Source organism: Pseudomonas sp. JUb52, assembly GCF_004341115.1.
Lineage (GTDB): Bacteria > Pseudomonadota > Gammaproteobacteria > Pseudomonadales > Pseudomonadaceae > Chryseomonas > Chryseomonas oryzihabitans.
Window position 1 is genome coordinate 197,277 of record NZ_SLYS01000007.1, and the last position, 17,956, is coordinate 215,232.

General features: G+C 66.7%; 15 protein-coding genes. 6 read left to right on the plus strand and 9 right to left on the minus strand.

The window, feature by feature from the left end:
* Positions 1 to 5: 5 nt before the first annotated feature.
* From EC839_RS14050 to EC839_RS14070, 5 genes are all read right to left on the minus strand, one after another.
* A complete protein-coding gene (locus EC839_RS14050) occupies positions 6 to 1,013 on the minus strand; it encodes a hypothetical protein (protein ID WP_132832668.1) in 1,008 nt (335 codons plus the stop codon).
* Complete coding sequence (locus EC839_RS24790; protein WP_132832669.1) at positions 1,013 to 2,875, minus strand: hypothetical protein; 1,863 nt, start codon at positions 2,873 to 2,875, stop codon at positions 1,013 to 1,015. Before EC839_RS24790 ends, EC839_RS14050 begins: the two co-directional genes overlap by 1 nt.
* Positions 2,876 to 2,887: 12 nt before the next feature.
* Positions 2,888 to 3,778, minus strand: coding sequence for an SH3 domain-containing protein (locus EC839_RS14060; RefSeq protein ID WP_132832670.1), 891 nt, complete (start codon positions 3,776 to 3,778; stop codon positions 2,888 to 2,890).
* A gap of 136 nt (positions 3,779 to 3,914) precedes the next feature.
* Entirely contained in the window at positions 3,915 to 4,721 is an 807-nt protein-coding gene (locus EC839_RS14065) for an amino acid ABC transporter permease (protein ID WP_132832671.1), read from the minus strand.
* Entirely contained in the window at positions 4,718 to 5,539 is an 822-nt protein-coding gene (locus EC839_RS14070) for an ABC transporter substrate-binding protein (protein ID WP_132832672.1), read from the minus strand. Before EC839_RS14070 ends, EC839_RS14065 begins: the two co-directional genes overlap by 4 nt.
* Positions 5,540 to 5,639: 100 nt before the next feature.
* On the opposite strand from EC839_RS14070, the gene EC839_RS14075 reads away from it, so the two are divergent.
* Positions 5,640 to 6,542 (plus strand): homocysteine S-methyltransferase family protein, encoded by a 903-nt coding sequence (locus tag EC839_RS14075; RefSeq protein ID WP_132832673.1) that lies wholly within the window; start codon positions 5,640 to 5,642, stop codon positions 6,540 to 6,542.
* A gap of 75 nt (positions 6,543 to 6,617) precedes the next feature.
* On the opposite strand, the gene EC839_RS14080 is transcribed toward EC839_RS14075, so the two are convergent.
* Positions 6,618 to 7,370: an SDR family oxidoreductase gene (locus tag EC839_RS14080; protein ID WP_132832674.1), complete on the minus strand. Its 753-nt coding sequence runs from the start codon at positions 7,368 to 7,370 to the stop codon at positions 6,618 to 6,620.
* A 100-nt stretch (positions 7,371 to 7,470) separates the two neighbouring features.
* Between EC839_RS14080 and EC839_RS14085 the strand changes: the two genes are divergently transcribed.
* The 4 genes from EC839_RS14085 (at position 7,471) to EC839_RS14100 (ending at position 12,691) form a co-directional block, all read left to right on the plus strand.
* Positions 7,471 to 8,412 carry a LysR family transcriptional regulator gene (locus tag EC839_RS14085; RefSeq protein ID WP_132832675.1) on the plus strand — a complete coding sequence of 314 codons (942 nt, stop codon included), beginning with the start codon at positions 7,471 to 7,473 and terminating at the stop codon, positions 8,410 to 8,412.
* A 240-nt stretch (positions 8,413 to 8,652) separates the two neighbouring features.
* Positions 8,653 to 9,987 carry a CitMHS family transporter gene (locus tag EC839_RS14090; protein WP_058792173.1) on the plus strand — a complete coding sequence of 445 codons (1,335 nt, stop codon included), beginning with the start codon at positions 8,653 to 8,655 and terminating at the stop codon, positions 9,985 to 9,987.
* Between the two features lie 116 nt (positions 9,988 to 10,103).
* Positions 10,104 to 10,856: a TerC family protein gene (locus EC839_RS14095; protein ID WP_007160080.1), complete on the plus strand. Its 753-nt coding sequence runs from the start codon at positions 10,104 to 10,106 to the stop codon at positions 10,854 to 10,856.
* Positions 10,857 to 11,020: 164 nt separating this feature from the next.
* Positions 11,021 to 12,691 carry a Na/Pi cotransporter family protein gene (locus EC839_RS14100; RefSeq protein WP_132832676.1) on the plus strand — a complete coding sequence of 557 codons (1,671 nt, stop codon included), beginning with the start codon at positions 11,021 to 11,023 and terminating at the stop codon, positions 12,689 to 12,691.
* Between the two features lie 148 nt (positions 12,692 to 12,839).
* On the opposite strand, the gene ampC is transcribed toward EC839_RS14100, so the two are convergent.
* Complete coding sequence (gene ampC / locus EC839_RS14105) at positions 12,840 to 13,994, minus strand: class C beta-lactamase (RefSeq protein ID WP_132832677.1); 1,155 nt, start codon at positions 13,992 to 13,994, stop codon at positions 12,840 to 12,842.
* Positions 13,995 to 14,165: 171 nt separating this feature from the next.
* On the opposite strand from ampC, the gene EC839_RS14110 reads away from it, so the two are divergent.
* The gene (locus EC839_RS14110) at positions 14,166 to 15,068 is read left to right on the plus strand and encodes a D-hexose-6-phosphate mutarotase (protein ID WP_132832678.1); all 903 of its coding nucleotides are present in this window, start codon (positions 14,166 to 14,168) and stop codon (positions 15,066 to 15,068) included.
* Between the two features lie 293 nt (positions 15,069 to 15,361).
* On the opposite strand, the gene EC839_RS14115 is transcribed toward EC839_RS14110, so the two are convergent.
* Complete coding sequence (locus tag EC839_RS14115) at positions 15,362 to 16,345, minus strand: asparaginase (protein ID WP_132832679.1); 984 nt, start codon at positions 16,343 to 16,345, stop codon at positions 15,362 to 15,364.
* Between the two features lie 87 nt (positions 16,346 to 16,432).
* Positions 16,433 to 17,887 carry a sodium:alanine symporter family protein gene (locus EC839_RS14120; RefSeq protein ID WP_058790747.1) on the minus strand — a complete coding sequence of 485 codons (1,455 nt, stop codon included), beginning with the start codon at positions 17,885 to 17,887 and terminating at the stop codon, positions 16,433 to 16,435.
* Positions 17,888 to 17,956 lie beyond the last annotated feature (69 nt).

Consider the following 17,956-nt stretch of genomic DNA (forward strand, 5'->3'; position numbering starts at 1 on the left):
TGCCGTCAGAGGCTTTTCGACTCCAGGTTGAGGCGGTCCAGCAGACCGGCGGCCCCCGCAGGATCCAGGGCCGCCGTTAGCGCGGCCTCAAAGGTGTCCGTCAGGCGCACACGCTGCTTGGGTTCAAGGCTCACCCGCAGGCCATCTTCTTCGCCGGAGGCCAAGTCGACCAGACCCTTGCAGAGGTCCTTGCCGCGCGCACCCAGGGTCTGGAAGTCCTGCAGGCAGTCATTGCGCTGCTGCTGGTGCGCCGCGGCCAGGGCCCGGTCACGCTGCTTGTCGAAGTCGCCCGCGGTAGGGTCGAGCGGCAGATAGCGACGGGTCAGGGCCAGGCTGCGCTTGAAATAGCCCTGATCCGTGACATCCACCTGCAAGCCCTTCAGCTCGGCGCGTTGCGCGCTCTGCTGCAGCTTGCCCAGCAGACCGAAGGATGACAGCAGACCGCGCTGGCCCACCTGCTGGCCATTGTCGGCCATGTCACTCAGGTCTTCGGCCAGGCGGCGGACCTGAGCCAGCGACAGGCTCGCATCCACGTCCAGCAGCTCCGGCAGGTCCAGGGTCAGGCCGATGTCCGCCAACTCATCCTCGACGTTCCATTTCAACCGGCCGGAAAAGGGCGCCAGTTCGGCGCGTCCGCTGGCGAGCAGCAGATCGCCAACCAGGGGCAGGCGCAGCGCCGTCGAGCGGCCCTTGGCGTCGGGCGGAAAAGCCACGCCTTCGAACTGGACATCCGCCCGGCGGTGGGCGGGTTCGTCCTTGAGGTCGGAGAGGGTCAACTGGGCGATGCTCGGCCCATCGCTGATGCGCACCTCGTGCAGCTTGATCGTGCCGCCCAGCGGTGAGGAGGACAGCGACTGCCAGCTGATCTTGTCTTGCAGGCGGTGTTCGAACAGCCAGTCGCGCAGACGTCCGTCGGCGACATGGGCGGCATAGGCCTTGAGACCGAAATAGCCACCGACCACCACGACCAGCGCCGCACCGGCCAGGAGTTTGACGTTGAGAGTCCGTTTCATCAGAAGCGCTCCTCGCCGAGACCGGCATCCTTGAGCTGTTGGCGGGCCGCCTCGGGGGTCCAGGCGGGGTCTTCGAATTGCACCCGTGCCAGCGCCAGGGGATCGCGCAGGTCGCTGCAACCTTCGCTGGTGCAGGGCTGCACGACCTTGGCCGTCAGGTGCGTCAGGGGCAGGTCGTCGGCGTCACGCGCCTTCGGATCGAGCTGCAGAGTGCCGCTCAGGACATACCAGCCGGTCTTGGCCGAGGTGCCGACCGGTACCTGCGCCTGGATCGGATAGGGATAGTCCAGGGTCCAGCCATCGCTATTCGTCTTGGTCACCCTAGCGATCAGGCGTACCGGCTGGGTCTCGCCGCCGACCAGGGCGGCATAGCCACCACCGCCGTCCGGGGCATAGCGCACATCGTTGACCTGCCGAGCCAGCAGCGCCTGAGGATTGCTGCGTGCTTCCTGGGTCAGGCGCTCGTAGGTGGCCAGCTGATCTTGGGCACGGGCCGCCTGCTGCATCCGTGCCTGCCGGGCTTCGCGCTCCCGCTCGCGTGCGGCCTGCTCGCGCTGGCGCGCCTGCTTTTCGTCCCACATGAACAGATAGTTGGTGGCCTGCTCGGGGTTGAACTGCCAGGCCTTGCTGCGCCAGTTGCGGTCGACATTGACGCGATACAGCCAGAAGTCCTGACTGGATTCGTTGCTGTTCCAGGGGCGTGGAAAGATGCCCTTGGTGAAGTCGCGCACGGCCAGGAAGGTGAAATGCGGGATCATCGTACCCAGCGCGTCGAGCTGTTGCTGGGTCTTGGCGATGATGGGACGGATCTGATCGAGCTGACGGAATTGCTCGCTGTTGCCGGTCACGAACAGCACATCCAGACCGCTGATCGACCACTGGTCGCGATAGCTATAACCTAGACGCAGCAGGCTGTAGCTGGCGGTTGCCGGATCGCTGGCCAGCAGGAACAGAGCCTGCTTCTGGCTATCGAAGCCGACGAAGCGCAGCGGCGGCAAGGGCTTGTCCAGTGGCAGACCGTTGAGGAAGAAACCCTTCCAGCGCTGCAATTGCTTTCCATCGCTCCGCTCCACGGCGAGTTCACCCTCGCCCTGGGCCAGGCCGTTCTCGCAACGGATACCGCTGGAGCGAATCTGCAGGTAGCGGCTATCTTCCTCGGCCTTGAAGGGGACGCGGAAGGCACAGCCCTGGCTGTCCTTGAGAGTGGTAATGAAGTCGGTCTTGGCCAGTTGGGCTTCGCCATCGCCCGGACGCCAGCCGGCGACATCGAAATCGGTGGCGATCTGACCGGCAGGCTCCTTGGCTGCTGCAGGTGCAGGTGCAGGTGCAGGCTCGACCTTGGCCGGCGCGACAGGTGTCGATTCGGCGACCGGGGCCGGTAGCGCTGCGGGTTCCGGTGCCGCTGGTACTACTGGAGGAGTCGCGGGCTTGGCTGTCTCAGGCGCCGTAGCAGCGGGCGTTTCGGCAGGCGCCGCCTTGGGCGGCTCGACGGGGGCCGGGGCAGGAGCTGCAACGACGGCGGTCGGATTCTGTACCTGCGCCGTCCAGGCCGTGGCCTTGGCGGCCGTGCCGTTCAGCCGGGAGTCAGTGGTACCGGTCGCCGTCCAGGTCAGGCGTTCGGCCTGGTCGCACTGTTTGCCGAGCAATGCGCCGATCTTGGGCATCAGGCGTTCGACGGCCACGGCCTCGGCGGGCTTGCCATAGACGAAGCGCAGCGCCAGCTCGGGCGCGCACCAGGCGGCCGCCGCGTGGTCGACGAAGACCTCGACGTCTTCGGCCTTGGAATAGGCGAGGCGGGTGCTTTCGGCCTGGGCAGCCGTGGCCGTGGCCAGCAGCGTCAGGGCCAGCAGGGTGGGTTTCATGGTCATCCTTCCTTAGATCAGTTCCCAAGCACCGTCAGCGGCCTGGCAGGCCTTGGTGGTCTGCTGATCCTGCTGACCGCCCTGGCTCAGGCTGTAGTTCAGGGTGCGGCAGGTGGTCTTGGCGGCGACCTTGTCCTGCACCGGCGCGGCATCGAGATCAGCGGCGTCGAGGTCCACGCCCTGCTGCTTGGCGCTGGCCACGTCCAGGGTGTCCAGATCCACCGCAGGTGCCGGTTGAGCCTTGGTCTTGCCAGAGGTCGCCACCGTGGCAGCCGTCGCCGGCGTCACCAGGGGCGCGTAGACATAGCCGATGGTCACGCCCTTGCGGCCCACGGCGATCCAGTCGTTGCCGGTACGGCCCAGGGCAGTGAAGCGCGTACCCGTGGGCAGCCCACCGACCTTGGCGGCGCTATCGTTAGGCGCAGCGCGCAGATTGGCCGACTTGATCGACTGATAGGGCTTGTTGAGCAGGGTCAGTTGCTCGACCTTCTGCACCTTGGGCGTACGCTTGACCGCCACCTGGCGGGCTTCGGTCTCGGTCGCCACCGGTACGATGCGGGCGGTGGCGCCACTGTGGTCGGAGGTCCAGGTGGTCACCTGACCATCCTGGGCGTGCTCCAGCGCCTTCTGCGTCTGCACGGCCAGGGCCTCGCGATCACGCTGGTCGAGCTTGGCCCCCAGGGTCTTGCCCAGGGCGCCACCGGCGAGGGCGCCGGCCAGCATGGCGGCGGTACGGCCACTGCCACCACCGATCTGACTGCCGATGAGGATACCGGCCGCCGCACCGACCACGGTGCCGACATTTTCCTGATTGAGCCATTCGTTCTGCGACATGTTGGAGCAGCCAGTAACGGCGAGGCTGCCACCCAGGCAGAGAACGGCAAGGCGATGACGAGGCTTCATGGTGAGTCCTTTCCGAAGCGGGAATTTAGGAGGATGGAATGGTAGAGGCTTGATCCAGGGGTGTTGTGACCTGGTTCACCGAAATCCGGTTTGGTATCAAAGGGCTAGCACGATCCCGCAGGAACATCGGGAGGCTCTAACGCCCCCGATACGCCTTCCCATAGTGCCGCTCCAGGCGCGACTGCATGAACTCCATGGCCAGGGACATCAGCCAGTAGAGCACCGCGGCGGTGGTGAGCAGTTCCAGATAGCGATAGCTGGAGCGACCATAGGACTGGGCGAGGAACATCACTTCCCAGACACCCATCACCGAGACCAGGGAGGAGTCCTTGAGCATGGAGATGAACTGGCTGGTGGTGGGCGGGATGATGCTGCGCATGGCCTGGGGCAGGGTGACGCGCCAGAAGATCACCCGTGGCGACAGGCCCAGGGCCAGGGCCGCCTCGCGCTGACCGGCGGGGACACCGAGCAGGCCGGCGCGAAAGATCTCGCTGAGGTAGGCGCCATAGTTCAGTGACAGGGCGAGGATGCCGGCGCTGATGGCGCCGGGCACCACGCCGATCTGCGGCAGGCCCAGGTAGATCAGCAGGATCTGGATCAGCAGCGGGGTGCCGCGAAAGAAGGAGGCGTAGAAGGTCGCCACGCCATAGGCCAGGGCGCTGGATGACAGCCGGCCCAGGGCTGCGGCAAAGCCCAGCAGCACCGACACCAAGATGGAGCTGAGGCTGAGGAATAGCGTCAGGGCCGCACCCTGCAGGAAGCCATTAGGGCCCAGACGCCAGCCCACCAAATTGGGCAGGCGCGGCCAGACGCTGGCGAACTTGAGGTCGAAGCCGAGCACGAAGACCACGCCCCCGGCCAGCAGCGCCAGCCAGGTCAGCCAGACACGGGTGCGAAAGCTCAGCAGCGGACGCGATTCGACCGGGGGCGGTAGCGGACTCATTGGCTGATGTCGGCACCGATCCACTTGTCGGAGATGCGCTTGAGGGTGCCATCCTGGCGCAGCCCTTCGATGATCTCGCGCAGCTTGGCGGCGAATTCCGGGTCACCCTTCTCGATGGCCACGGCATTGGGCTCGGCATAGAGCGGCGCACCGGCCAGCTTGAACTTGCTGTCCTGGGCCAGGCGCGGCTGGGCGGTCACCAGATTGGTCAGCACCGCGTCCAGGCGCTTGCCGGCGCCCAGGCCCAGGTCCTGGAAGGCGACGTTGTCGTCGGGGAAGGGCACCACCTGAACGTCGTCGAAGGGATAGCTCAGCGGCTGGTCTTCCTGGCCCTCGATGGTCAGGTCCTTGTTCAGGTAGCTCTCGTAGGAAGAGGCGCTGGTGACCCCGACCTTCTTGCCGGAGAGGTCCTTGGCACCATGGATGCGGTCGTCACCAGCGTTGACCACGATCACCGCCGGCGAGGCGTAGTAGTTGACCGGGAAATCGAACACCTGGGCGCGCGCCTGGCTGGGCGTCATGGAGCAGATGCAGACGTCGTAGCGACCGCTCCAGCGACCGGCGGCGATCACGTCCCAGGAAGGGGTTTCCAGGCGCAGCTTGACGCCGAGCTTGTCGGCAACGGCCTTGGCCACGTCCACGTCGAAGCCTTCCAGCTGGTTCTGGGCATTGAGCTGGGAGAAGGGTGGATAGCTCTCCATGAGTACATTGACCAGCTCGCCCTTGGCCTTGATGCGGTCCAGGGTGGCGCCGGCCGAGGCGGAGGTGGCGACCAGCGCCAGGGTCAGGCCGAGGGCCGATAGCAGAGCGGTTCTCATGGGGGCGTCCTTTGCAAAGGGTAAGAGGGCCTGGTATTAGAGAGATATGAGAACCGATATTGAACTCTGTTTTGGTTATAAGGAAAAGTGAAATAGCTATATGGCTAACATGAATCTTGTGCTTCTTGACGGTGGCATGGGCCGCGAGCTCCAGCGCCGCGGCGCGCCCTTCCGTCAGCCTGAATGGTCGGCCCTGGCCCTGAGCGAGGCGCCGGAGCAGGTCGAGGCGGTGCATCGCGCCTATATCGAGGCCGGCGCCCAGGTGATCACCAGCAACAGCTATGCGGTGGTGCCCTTCCATATCGGCGAAGCGCGCTTCGCCGCCGAAGGCGAGGTCCTGGCTGCGCGCGCCGGTCAGCTGGCACGGCAGGCGGTGGTGGCCAGTGGTCAGCCGGCGCGGGTGGCGGGTTCGCTGCCGCCGCTGTTCGGCTCCTATCGCCCCGATCTGTTCGAGCCGGAGCGGGTGGACGAGGTGCTGCAGCCCTTGATCCGTGGCCTGGCACCCCATGTCGATCTCTGGCTGGCGGAAACCCAGAGTTCCCTGGCCGAGGTGCGCGCCATCGCCGCCGGGCTGCCAGGGGATGGCAAGCCGCTGTGGCTGTCCTTCACCCTGAAGGACGAAGACGTCGACGAGACCCCACGGCTAAGATCCGGTGAGCCGGTGGCCGCGGCCGCGCAGCTGGCGGTGGAGCTGGGCGCCGGAGCCCTGCTGTTCAACTGCAGCCAGCCCGAGGTCATGGCCGCGGCGCTGGATACCGCGCGGGCGACCTTTGCCGCGGCGGGTGTCGAGATTCCCTTTGGTGCCTATGCCAACGCCTTCCCGCCCCAGCCGGAAGAGGCCACCGCCAACGATGGCCTCGATCCCCTGCGTCCGGACCTGGATCCGCCCGGCTATCTGAGTTTCGCCCAGGACTGGCAGGCGCGTGGCGCGAGCCTGATCGGTGGCTGCTGCGGCATCGGCCCGGAGCATATCGCGGTGCTGAATCAGCGACTGCGCGGCTGACCTTCGCGTTCAGTCGGCAAAAAAGCGGACAGCGCCCTGAGCACTGTCCGCTTTTTTCTTGCCGCCAGACGCCGTTCAGACCTGCGCCTGGCCACCATCGGCGAACAGCTCGGCGCCGTTGACGAAGCTGGAATCGCCGGAGGCCAGGAACAGGGCGACCCTGGCGATCTCCTCCGGCTCACCGACGCGACCCAGGGGGATCTGGCTGGCCAGATGATCCAGCAGGCCCTGTTGCTGGGCGGCATCCGGACCGGCCAGCTCCACCAGACCCGGAGTGCGGGTGGCGCCCGGACTCAGGATATTGATGCGGATGCCACGGCCCTGCAGTTCCAGGATCCAGTTGCGGGCGAAGGCCCGCACGGCGGCCTTGGAGGCGCCATAGACGCTGAAGGCCGCGGTGCCGGTACTGGCGGCAGTGGAGCCGGCCAGGATCACCGAGGCATGGTCTGCCAGCAGCGGCAGGGCCTTCTGCACGGTGAACAGCACCCCCTTCACGTTGCGATCGAAGGTGTCGTCGTAGTGGGCTTCGGTCACCTCGGTGAGGGGCCGCATGCTGCCGCCCCCGGCGTTGACGTAGAGCACATCGAGGTGTCCGTGCTCGCAGCGGATGTGCTCATAGAGGGCATCGAGCTGGTCCAGGTGGGAGGAGTCCACGGCGATGCCGGTGGCGTTGCCGACCTGGGCGACCGCGGCGTCCAGTGCCGCCTGCCGCCGCCCGGTGAGGATGACGTGGGCGCCCTGCTGGGCGAAGAGTTTGGCAGAGGCCAGGCCAATGCCGCTGGTGGCGCCGGTGACGAGGGCGATCTTGTCTGCGAGCTTGAGGGTCATGACGGGATCTCCAAGGGGTTGTGATCAGGTGGAGTCAGCCTATCGACCCTGGACTCCATGCAAAATAGAATGATTGGCAAGCCATCGTTGCAGATATGAAATGAATAGATTGCCGGATTTTGAAGGCTTGGCGATGTTCGCCAAGGTCGCCGAGGAGGGCTCCTTCGCCGCTGCGGCGCGGGTGCTGGGCGTTTCGGTGGCCACCGTCTCGCGGGCGGTGACGCGCCTGGAGGAACGCCTCGGCGGACGGCTGTTCAATCGCACCTCGCGGCAGCTGGCACTGACCGAATTCGGTCACGAGCTGGCCGCCCAGGCCGGCGATCTCTATCGCCAGGCGGAGGCGGCCGAAAGCGGCGCCCTGGCGCGCGCCGTGCAGCCCCGCGGCCAGGTACGGCTGGCGGTGCCCATGGCCTTCGGCCTGCGCTGGGTGGCGCCGCTGCTGCCCGAGTTGCTACGCCGCTATCCGCAGCTGACGGTGGATCTGCACCTGTCCGATGCCACCGTGGATCTGGTGGCGGAGGGCTTCGACGCCGCCCTGCGCATCGCCGCCTTGCCCGACTCCTCGCTGGTCGCCCGGCGTCTCTGTGCGGTCAGCCAGCTGCTGGTGGCCGCGCCGGCCTATGTCGAGCGCCAAGGCCCGCCGAGGCATCCGCAGGAGCTGACCGAACATGCCTGCCTGAGCTATGCCTACCGGGCGCGTAGCCAGGTGTGGCGCTTCAGCGGGGACGACGGTCGCGAAGAAAGCGTGCTGCCCCGTGGCCCCCTGCGCGTCACCAATTCCGACGCCCTGCTACCGGTGCTACTGGAAGGCCTGGCCATCGCCGAGTTACCGGACTTCATCGCCGCCGACTACCTGGCCGATGGCCGGCTGGTGCAGCTGCTGCCGGACTGGCAGCTGACCCATGGCGGCCTCTACTTCGTGACCCCCTCGGCGCGCAGTCGCCCGACCAAGATCCAGGTGCTGCTCGATTTCTTCGTCGAGCACCTGAGTGCTCCCGTCTGGCAGCGAGGCGAACAGCACCTGTCCGTGTCGGCTTCGTGACATCTCGCAACATCCACTCGCCACCACGCAAGGCTGGCGAAAGGTTGAGCTCTTAGGATCCGTTCAAAACCCGCCTCCGTGAGCGGGTGAGTCCTACAAAAATAACCAGGATCCTTGCCATGCCGTACCTGTCCCTCCAGGCGTCCCTGTGCGCCAGCCCCCCCTGGATTTTCGCCCTCACTGCGCCCTCCCGCCGCGGCTGAACCCCTTTTCTCCTCGCGAAAATTCAGAGGTATTCCCATGCTGACTTTCCTCGGCTTCGCCATGGTCATGACCTTCATGTACCTGATCATGACCAAGCGCCTGTCTCCGCTGATCGCCCTGACCATGGTGCCGATCGCCTTCGCCGTGCTGGCCTGGGCGCTGTCCAGCGAATTCGCCAGCCTCGGCCACGTCAAGCTCGACGCCCTCGGGCCGATGATGCTCGACGGCATCCGCAAGCTGGCGCCCACCGGCGTGATGCTGCTGTTCGCGATCCTCTACTTCGCGGTGATGATCGACACCGGCCTGTTCGACCCGGCGGTGCGCTGGATCCTCAGGCTGGTCAAGGGCGATCCGCTCAAGGTGGCCATGGGCACCGTCTTCCTGACCCTGGTGGTCTCCCTCGACGGTGACGGCTCGACCACCTACATGATCTGCGTGGCGGCCATGTTCCCGCTGTACCGGCGCCTGGGCATGAATCCGCTGATCATGACCTGCCTGATGCTGCTCTCCAGTGGCGTGATGAACCTGACCCCCTGGGGCGGTCCGACCGCGCGCGCCGCCAGTGCCCTGCACGTGGATCCGGCCGACGTCTTCGTGCCCATGATCGCGCCCATGCTGCTGGCCATCGCCTGGCTGTTCTTCCTCGCCTACCTCTATGGCCGCAGCGAGCGCGCTCGCCTGGGCATCCTGCAGATTGGCGAGACCGAAGGCGCCGACGTCACCGTCTCCCAGTGCGCCGAGGCCCGCCGCCCGCACCTGCGCTGGTTCAACGGCCTGCTGACCCTGGCGCTGATGGCCGCGCTGATCATGGGCGTGCTGCCGATGCCGGTGCTGTTCATGATCGCCTTCGGCATCGCCATGACCGTCAACTACCGTTGCCTGAACATGCAGAAGCAGCGCATCGCCGCCCATGCCGAAAACGTCTTGGCGGTGGTCTCGCTGATCTTCGCCGCAGGTATCTTCACCGGCATCCTCTCGGGTACCGGCATGGTCGACGCCATGTCCAAGGGCCTGCTGGCGGTGATCCCGGATGCCCTGGGCCCGTACATGGCGGTGATCACCGCCCTGGTCAGCCTGCCGTTCACCTTCTTCATCTCCAACGACGCCTTCTACTTCGGCGTGCTACCGGTGCTGGCCGAGGCCGCTGCGGCCTATGGCATCAGCCCAGTGGAGATCGCCCGGGCCTCCATCGTCGGTCAGCCCGTGCACCTGCTCAGCCCCCTGGTACCCTCGACCTACTTGCTGGTAGGCCTGGCGAAGGTGGAGTTTGGTGACCACCAGCGCTTTACCCTGAAGTGGGCCACCGTGACCTGCATGTTCCTGCTGGTCGGCGCTTTGTTACTGGGTGTGTTTCCGCTGTACAGCCGCTAGAGTTTTGCCAGAGGTACGACTAGCCTTGCCGGCTGTTCGAAAACGGCGCGTCATCCGATGCGCCTTTTCCATTAGAGCGCGCGCCCGAACGCGCCTTAGCTACGAGAGGATTTGCAATGGAATGGTTGACCAACCCGGAAATCTGGGTCGCCTTCTTTACCCTGACGGCCCTGGAGATTGTCCTCGGCATCGACAACATCATCATGATCTCCATCCTGGTCAGCCGCATGCCCAAGCACATGCAGGCGCGGACCCGGTTCTTTGGCCTGGCCCTGGCCATGGTCACCCGCATCCTGCTCCTGCTGTCCATCACCTGGGTGATGCGCCTCACCGCCGACCTGTTCTTCGTCTTCGGCCAGGGCATCTCCGGCCGTGACCTCATCCTCTTCTTCGGCGGCCTTTTCCTCTTGTGGAAGAGCAGCGCCGAGATCTACCACGGCCTGGAAGGCGAGGAAGAGCAGGACGAAGACGCGCCCCAGAAGAAGGGCAGCGGCTTCATCGGCACCATCATCCAGATCGCCATCATCGATATCGTCTTCTCCCTGGACTCGGTGATCACCGCGGTCGGCATGGTCAGCCACGTGCCGGTCATGGTTGCGGCGATCATCGTCGCGGTGCTGGTGATGATGCTGGCGGCCGGCGCTATCAGCAATTTCATCGACAAGCACCCGAGCCTGAAGATGCTGGCGCTGTCCTTCCTGATCGTAGTCGGCACCGTGCTCATCGCCGAAGCCTTCGAAGTCCATGTGCCCAAGGGCTATGTCTACTTCGCCATGGCCTTCTCGCTGGCGGTGGAGGCCATCAACATCCGCCTGCGCGGCAAGGCCAAGGCCCGCGAAGCGGTCAAGCTGCGCAAAGAGCAGATCTGATCGCGGCGGTGGAACCCACCCGGCTCTCCGCCGCCTAATCCAGCAAGTCCCCACGAGCCCGAAGGTGCCCTGCCTTCGGGCTCGTGCGTCTGTGCAGAACGGTCGTTACGATTTTGTGACAAGCTCGCCAGGAGCTCTTGGACACGCGCCGGGAGGGCGCCACGATGCTGACACTGCTCAATCTGCTATCCGCTGTGGCCCTGCTGGTGTGGGGCACCCATATCGTGCGCACCGGCATCCTGCGGGTATACGGCGCCAGCCTGCGCCGGGTGCTCAGCCGCAGCATGCAGCGCATGCCGCTGGCCTTTCTCTCCGGTATTGCCGTCACCGCCCTGGTGCAGAGCAGCAACGCCACCGCGTTGTTGGTGACCTCCTTTGTGGCCCAGGGCCTGGTGCCGCTCACTCCGGCGCTGGCCATCATGCTCGGCGCCGACGTGGGCACCGCGCTGATGGCGCGGGTGTTGACCTTCGATCTGTCTTGGTTGTCGCCACTGCTGATCTTTCTCGGCGTGGTGTTCTTTCTCGGCCGCAAGCAGACCCGCGCCGGCCAGCTCGGTCGGGTCGCCATCGGCCTGGGGCTGATCATCCTGGCGCTGCAACTCATCGTCGAAGCCGCCTCGCCCATGACCCATGCGGCCGGGGTCAAGGTACTGTTCTCTTCGCTGACCGGTGACCAGTTGCTCGACGCCCTGACCGGCGCGGTCTTCGCCATGGTCTCCTATTCCAGCCTGGCGGCGGTGCTGCTGACCGCCACCCTGGCCGGCTCCGGGGTCATCTCGCTCAAGGTCGCGCTGTGCCTGGTGGTGGGCGCCAACCTGGGCAGTGGCGTGCTGGCGCTGATGGGCGCGGCCAAGCAGGGCGTGGAGGCACGGCGGGTAGCGGTGGGCAGTCTGCTGTTCAAGCTTGCCGGCTGCATCCTGGTGCTGCCCTGGATCGGCCTGCTGGCCGACTGGCTGCAGGGCTATGATTTCAACGACGCCGAGGTGGTGATCGGTTTCCACGTCGCCTACAACCTGGTGCGCTGCCTGCTGTTCCTGCCGCTGACCGGGCCCCTGGCGCGCTTCTGCACCGCCATGCTGCCGGCCAAGGACAGCGCCGAGACCATCCTGCGGCCGCGGCACCTGGACACCGCCGCCCTGGACACTCCGGCCCTGGCGCTGACCAATGCCTCCCGCGAGCTCCTGCGCATGGGCGACGTCATCGAGCAGATGCTGCAGCACCTGCTGGTGCTGATCAACGCCGGCGACAAGCAGCTGGCCCGCGAGGTGCGTCGTCTCGACGACGACGTTGACGCGCTCTACACGGCGATTAAGCTGTATCTGGCGCGCATGCCGCGCGACGACCTAGACGAGCGCGACAGCCGGCGCTGGGCCGAGACCATCGAACTGGCGATCAACCTGGAGCAGGCCGGCGACCTGATCGAGCGCATGGCCAGCGACGTGGACAGCAAGAAGATCGCTGCCCGCCGTTCCTTCTCCGCATCCGGGGTGGACGAACTCTCCGCCCTGCACCGGCTGCTGGTCGACAGCCTCAAGCTGTGCCTGTCGGTCTATCTCTCCGGCGACCTGGACGCGGCGCGCCGCCTGCGCCGGCTCAAGCAGCGCTTCCGCCTGCTGGAGCGGCGCTATGCCCATGCTCACGTCGAGCGGCTGCACCAGCAGGTGGTGGAGAGCTTCGAGACCAGCTCCCTGCACCTGGGCCTGCTCAGCGACATGCGCCGGGTCAATTCGCTGTTCTGCAGCATCGCCCACGGCGTGCTGGAGGCAGCCGACGCCGGCTACGCCACCGAGCACGAGGTGCCGGTGGAAGGGCGGGAGGAATCGGGCGGGGTCTGACGCATAGGTTCGTGGATGAGGCTGCGCCGTCATCCACCCTGCGAGGCTGTCTGCTCGCATCAGCGCGGCCATGGCGGTCCGCCGATGCGGCCGCTCCTACAGGGTGTGATGCTTCTGTAGAAGCGGCCCATGGCCGCGATTGGGTACCTCAATGCACCCTACTATCGAGCTTCTGCAAGATTCGCCAGGCCGTCTCGATCCGCGCCGGGATCGGATAATTGCGGTTGGCCAGGATCACCAGACCAAGCTGGCGCTCCGGGATATACAGCGCATAGGCACCGAAACCGTTGGTGGAGCCGGTCTTGTTCAGCAGCCGGGCGCCTGTCGCGGTCAGTGGCGGATGCTGCCAGTCCACCGGTTGCGGCTCCAGGGCCATCGCCGGGGTGTTGCCGGCCAGCAGCTGGGTCTTGGCCAGCGGATAGGGGTAAGCCTCCCAGCCCAGGCCCTGAATCAGGGGACCACTGCGGTAGTAGCCCTGCTGGGTGGCGTCGATCGCCTTGGCCAGGGGTGCCGGCAACCGACCAGGATGCAGATTCGCCTCGACGAAGGCGAGCAGATCGCCCGCGGTGGTCTTAATGCCATAGGCCTCTTCGGCATAGACGCCGGGATTGACCCGCAGGGGCTGATCGTTCTTGCCATGGCCCCAGGCGTAGTGGGCCCGCTCGGCCGTCGGTACCTGCAGATAGGTGTGATTGAGTCCCAGGGGCTTCAGCACGTGGCGCTGTAGCGCCGTCGCGAAGGGTTCGTCGAGACGCTGGGCCGCCAGGGCGCCGAACAGGCCGATGCTGGGATTGGAATAGAGGCGGCGGCTGCCAGCGGGGAAGGGCGGTTGGAAGGCGCGGTAGAAGGCGTTGGCCTGGTCGTTGTGGGTGACGCTGTCGGGAAATTGCAGGGGTAGCCCGCCAGCGCTGTAGGTGGCCAGTTGCAGCAGGCTGGCCTGGCCGATGGCGCTACCGGCCAGGGCTGGACGAACCTGCTGCGCCGTTTCGTCCAGCCGCAGGCGACCGGTCGCCGCTGCGTAACCACCCAGGGTGGCAGTGTAGGTCTTGCTCAGGGAGCCGATCTCGAACAGGGTGGCGGCGTCCACCGCCTGGCCGCTGCGGCGGTCGGCCACGCCAAAGTAGTAGAGCCGGCGCAGCCCTGTGGCCATGACGCCCACGGCCAGGCCGGGGATGTCCTGCTCGGCCATCACCGCACGCGCGGCGGCGTGGACCTCGCCGTCGAGGGGATCGGCCGCGTTGGCCAGGAGCGGCAGGGCCAGGCTTAGGCCGAGCAGCAGGGAAAGACGCGGGAAAGCCGACATGCGGGAGCCATTCCTGAGGAGGGGAGGCCAGGAGTCTAGCCGAGCGATGCCGCCTGGGTGTGAGACGCGGCCAGCGTTGGAAGATTTTCCCACCGATGCTGTCCATGGCTGGCTGGAGCCCCGTCCTCGACTGGACTACAGTCGTCTCTCCCCTTTTCCAGGAGTCATCCCATGTCCGCTGCCCCCCTCGTCGAACAGATCCAACTGGGCCAATTGCCCGTCTGGCGCATCCGCGTCGGCCAGGCAGAAGCCCTGGTGGCCTGCCAGGGCGCCCATGTGCTGCGCTACGGCTTCGACGGCGAACCGGACATCGTCTGGGGCAATCCGGAAGCCGTGTTCGAGCCCGGCACCCCGATCCGTGGCGGTATCCCGGTCTGCTGGCCCTGGTTCGGCGACCTGTTGAAGAATCCGGCCGCGGTCCAGGCCATGTGCACCACCACCGAGGACGCTCCGGCCCACGGCCTGGCGCGGCAGGTGGCCTGGCAGGCCGGCGGCGTCGAGGTGGACACCGACCGGGTGCGCCTGGACTTCCACCACCGCACTTCCGCCGAGACCACTCCTGGCTGGCCCCATGCCACCGAGCTGACCCTGAGTCTGAGTGTCGGCGAGCGCCTGGAACTGACCCTGAGCGTGCGCAATCTGGAAGATCATCCGCTGGTGCTGAGCCAGGCGCTGCACACCTATTTCGCCGTGAGCGACGTGCGCGAGGTGGGTATCGAAGGCCTGGCCAATGCCGACTACTACGACTGCCTGGACGGCTGGACCCGCAAACGGCAGAACGGCGAGCCGACCATTACCGCCGAGACCGACCGGGTCTATGTCGGTCTGCCGGCCCGCCTAGCGATCCGCGATCTCCAGTGGCAGCGCCGACTGTTCGTCGAGACCCGCAACAGCCATTCGGCGGTGCTGTGGAATCCCTGGATCGACAAGGCCGCGCGCCTGAGCCAGTTCGCCGACGACGCCTGGACCGGCATGCTGTGCATCGAGACCGCGCGGGTGATGGACGACGTCCTGACCGTGGCGCCGGGCGCCTCGGCCGAGATGGCAGTGAGCCTGTGGCGCGAAGCGCTGTAAGAGGCTGAGCGGACGTCTGGGGCGGCCCTCACCCCGACCCTCTCCCTGAGGGAGAGGGGGCGCTCAGGAGGAGTTTGGCGCGAAGGGCTTGGGGCTGTTGGGCTTCAAGCGCACCCTCACCTTGGCCCTCTCCCAGAGGGAGAGGGGATGCTCCGATTGTTGGGTATTGGAGCGTGCGCAGGGCTCACGCCTGGCTTGGCAGGGTCACTGCCTTGCTGCGGTGTCTACCCAAACGCCCCCTCTCCCCCTGTGAGAGGGCCGGGGTGAGGAAGCAGCCACCATTCAGCCGACGATCACAACTCCTCGCTCAGATTCCGCCCGATCCACTCGGCCACCGCCGCGCGCTCCAGGCCGCAGCCGAGCAGGGCGTGCAGTTTGCCCAGGGCGGCTTCGCGAGTCATGCCGCGACCGGAGATGACTCCGGCGTCGGCCAGGCCACTGCCGGCGGCGTAGGTGCCCAATTCCACCGTACCGCGGGCACCCTGGCTCAGCGCGACCACGGGGACCCCGGCGTCGCGTAGTTCAGCGAGGGCGGCGAGAAAGTCTGCGTCATCCGCCGGCCCCGTGCCGCTGCCGTAGCACTCCAGGACCAACCCCTGCACGCCGCTGCCCGCCAGACCGCGCAGGACCGCGCCGTCGACACCTGGAAACAGGGGCAGCACCGCCACCCGCACCGGCTGGCGCGGCTGGTCGAAGCGCAGCGCGGCAGGTGCGGCGACGAGGGCGTCACCGCTGCGCGGCCGGGCGCTTTCCACGAAGGCCTTCCAGCCGCTGCTGGCCTGCTTGGTGCAGCGCGCCGCGGGCAGGCGTTCGCCATGGAATTGCGCCTGGACCCCCGGCGCCAGTCCGCTCGAGAAGGCCGCGAAGCTGTCTGCCAGGTTGCCGTCGGCATCGCTGTCCGGCACGCCGGCCGGCAGCATGGAGCCGGTCAGCAGCACCGGAATGGCCAGGCCCAGCAGGCGGAAGGCCAGGGCGGCGGCGCTGTAGGCCAGGGTGTCGGTGCCGTGCAGCACCAACACGCCGCGACAGGCCGGGTCCGTAGCGGCCGCGATGATCGCCTGGGCCATGCGCTCCCAGGCGGCGGGGGTCATGTTGGCGCTGTCGATCAGCGGCAGCAGCTCCTGCAGCCGCCAGGCCGGATTGCCCAGCTCCGGACGGCTGGCCAGCAGGGCATGGATGCGCGCCTCGAAACCGGCGGCCGGGGCCAGGCCGGCGGCGGTCGCCTGCATGCCGATGGTGCCGCCGGTGTAGAGGATGTGCAGGTAGGGTGAGTTCATGAGGGACTTCCTGATAAGACTGCCCCCACACAGGGTGGGGGCAGGAAAGCGGTCGCGGTCCGGGTCAGGACGACCCGGTGGCGGCGGTCAGTGCGCCTGGCGCGGCTGGGCGGCGCGGGCTTCGGCGACGGTCTCTTCCAGACGCTCCAGCGCCGGCCAGGCCTGGCGATCCAAGTCCAGGTCGCGGAACTGGTCGGCGTCGAACACCGGCTGGTCGACCCCGGCACGGCGCTGGGCGTCGTAGTCGTTGAGCACGCGCATGCCGACCTTGATCAGCAGGGCCAGGGCGATCAGGTTGACGAAGGCCAGGCAGGTCATGGTGATGTCGGCGAAGGCGAACACCGTGGTCAGATTCTGCATGGAACCCCAGCAGATCAGCACCAGCACCAGGCCGCGATAGCCGAGCAGCACGGCCTTGCCGCGGCCGAGCAGGTAGCGCAGGCCGTTCTCGCCCAGGTAGATGTTGTAGAGGATGCAGGTGAAGACGAACAGCGACAGGGCGACGCTGATGAAGATGCGACCCCAGTCACCGACCACCGCGGCCAGGGAGTTCTGGGTCAGGACGATGCCGTCGCCGTCGAAGCCCGGGGTGTAGAAGCCCGACAGCAGGATCAGCAGCGCGGTGCAGGTGCAGATGACGAAGGTGTCGAGGAAGACGCTGAAGGCCTGCACCACGCCCTGGGCGGCCGGATGCTTGACCGCGGCCACGGCAGCGACGTTGGGCGCTGCGCCCAGGCCGGCTTCGTTGGCGAAGACGCCACGCTTGACGCCCATGGTGATGGCGGCGCCCAGCAGGCCGGCGAAGGCCGGTTCCAGGCCGAAGGCGCTCTTGACGATGGTCAGCAGGGTGCCGGGTACCAGGTCGATCTGGGTGACGATCACATAGAGGGTGACGGCGATGTAGGCCAGGGTCTTGACCGGCACCAGGATGTCGGAGACCGCGGCGATGCGCTTGATGCCACCGATGAACACCAGGCCCAGCAGGATGGCGAGGGCGATCCCGGTGTACTGCACCGGCAGGCCGAAGGCGTTTTCCAGCGAATGGGTCACGGTAAAGGACTGCAGGCCGACGAAGGCGAAGCCGTAGGTCACCAGCAGCAGGGCCGAGAAGGCCAGCGCCATCCAGCGCTTGTTGAGGCCGTGCTGGATGTAGTACGCCGGGCCGCCGACGTAGAGGCCGTCGCCATCGGCGCGCTTGTAGACCTGCGCGAGGGTGCACTCGAAGAAACTGCTGGCCATGCCGACCAGGGCGGTCACCCACATCCAGAACACCGCGCCAGGGCCGCCCAGGGTCACGGCCAGGCCCACGCCGGCGATGTTGCCGGCACCCACGCGACCGGCCAGGCTGAGCATCAGCGCCTGGAAGGAGCTCAGGCCGTCACCGCTGTTGCGCAGGGAGTCCTTGAACACGGTGAACATGTGCGGGAAATGACGAAACTGCACGAACCGCGAGCGCAGGGTGAAGTAGCTGCCCAGGCCGACGATCAGCACGATGAGCACGTGGCCGGACAGGAAGTCGTTGAGCATTTCTAGGTAGTGCATGAAGAATCCTCGAGCATGCTAGTGATGCTCCAAGGCCGGCTCGCAAGCCTTGGGGCTATTATTGTGGAA

What these genes read in the sequence shown, in the direction of transcription:
- EC839_RS14050 (WP_132832668.1), bottom strand. Translation starts at nt 1,013, where the DNA reads ATGAAACGGACTCTCAACGTCAAACTCCTGGCCGGTGCGGCGCTGGTC.
- EC839_RS24790 (WP_132832669.1), bottom strand. Translation starts at nt 2,875, where the DNA reads ATGAAACCCACCCTGCTGGCCCTGACGCTGCTGGCCACGGCCACGGCT.
- EC839_RS14060 (WP_132832670.1), bottom strand. Translation starts at nt 3,778, where the DNA reads ATGAAGCCTCGTCATCGCCTTGCCGTTCTCTGCCTGGGTGGCAGCCTC.
- EC839_RS14065 (WP_132832671.1), bottom strand. Translation starts at nt 4,721, where the DNA reads ATGAGTCCGCTACCGCCCCCGGTCGAATCGCGTCCGCTGCTGAGCTTT.
- EC839_RS14070 (WP_132832672.1), bottom strand. Translation starts at nt 5,539, where the DNA reads ATGAGAACCGCTCTGCTATCGGCCCTCGGCCTGACCCTGGCGCTGGTC.
- EC839_RS14075 (WP_132832673.1), top strand. Translation starts at nt 5,640, where the DNA reads ATGGCTAACATGAATCTTGTGCTTCTTGACGGTGGCATGGGCCGCGAG.
- EC839_RS14080 (WP_132832674.1), bottom strand. Translation starts at nt 7,370, where the DNA reads ATGACCCTCAAGCTCGCAGACAAGATCGCCCTCGTCACCGGCGCCACC.
- EC839_RS14085 (WP_132832675.1), top strand. Translation starts at nt 7,471, where the DNA reads ATGAATAGATTGCCGGATTTTGAAGGCTTGGCGATGTTCGCCAAGGTC.
- EC839_RS14090 (WP_058792173.1), top strand. Translation starts at nt 8,653, where the DNA reads ATGCTGACTTTCCTCGGCTTCGCCATGGTCATGACCTTCATGTACCTG.
- EC839_RS14095 (WP_007160080.1), top strand. Translation starts at nt 10,104, where the DNA reads ATGGAATGGTTGACCAACCCGGAAATCTGGGTCGCCTTCTTTACCCTG.
- EC839_RS14100 (WP_132832676.1), top strand. Translation starts at nt 11,021, where the DNA reads ATGCTGACACTGCTCAATCTGCTATCCGCTGTGGCCCTGCTGGTGTGG.
- ampC (WP_132832677.1), bottom strand. Translation starts at nt 13,994, where the DNA reads ATGTCGGCTTTCCCGCGTCTTTCCCTGCTGCTCGGCCTAAGCCTGGCC.
- EC839_RS14110 (WP_132832678.1), top strand. Translation starts at nt 14,166, where the DNA reads ATGTCCGCTGCCCCCCTCGTCGAACAGATCCAACTGGGCCAATTGCCC.
- EC839_RS14115 (WP_132832679.1), bottom strand. Translation starts at nt 16,345, where the DNA reads ATGAACTCACCCTACCTGCACATCCTCTACACCGGCGGCACCATCGGC.
- EC839_RS14120 (WP_058790747.1), bottom strand. Translation starts at nt 17,887, where the DNA reads ATGCACTACCTAGAAATGCTCAACGACTTCCTGTCCGGCCACGTGCTC.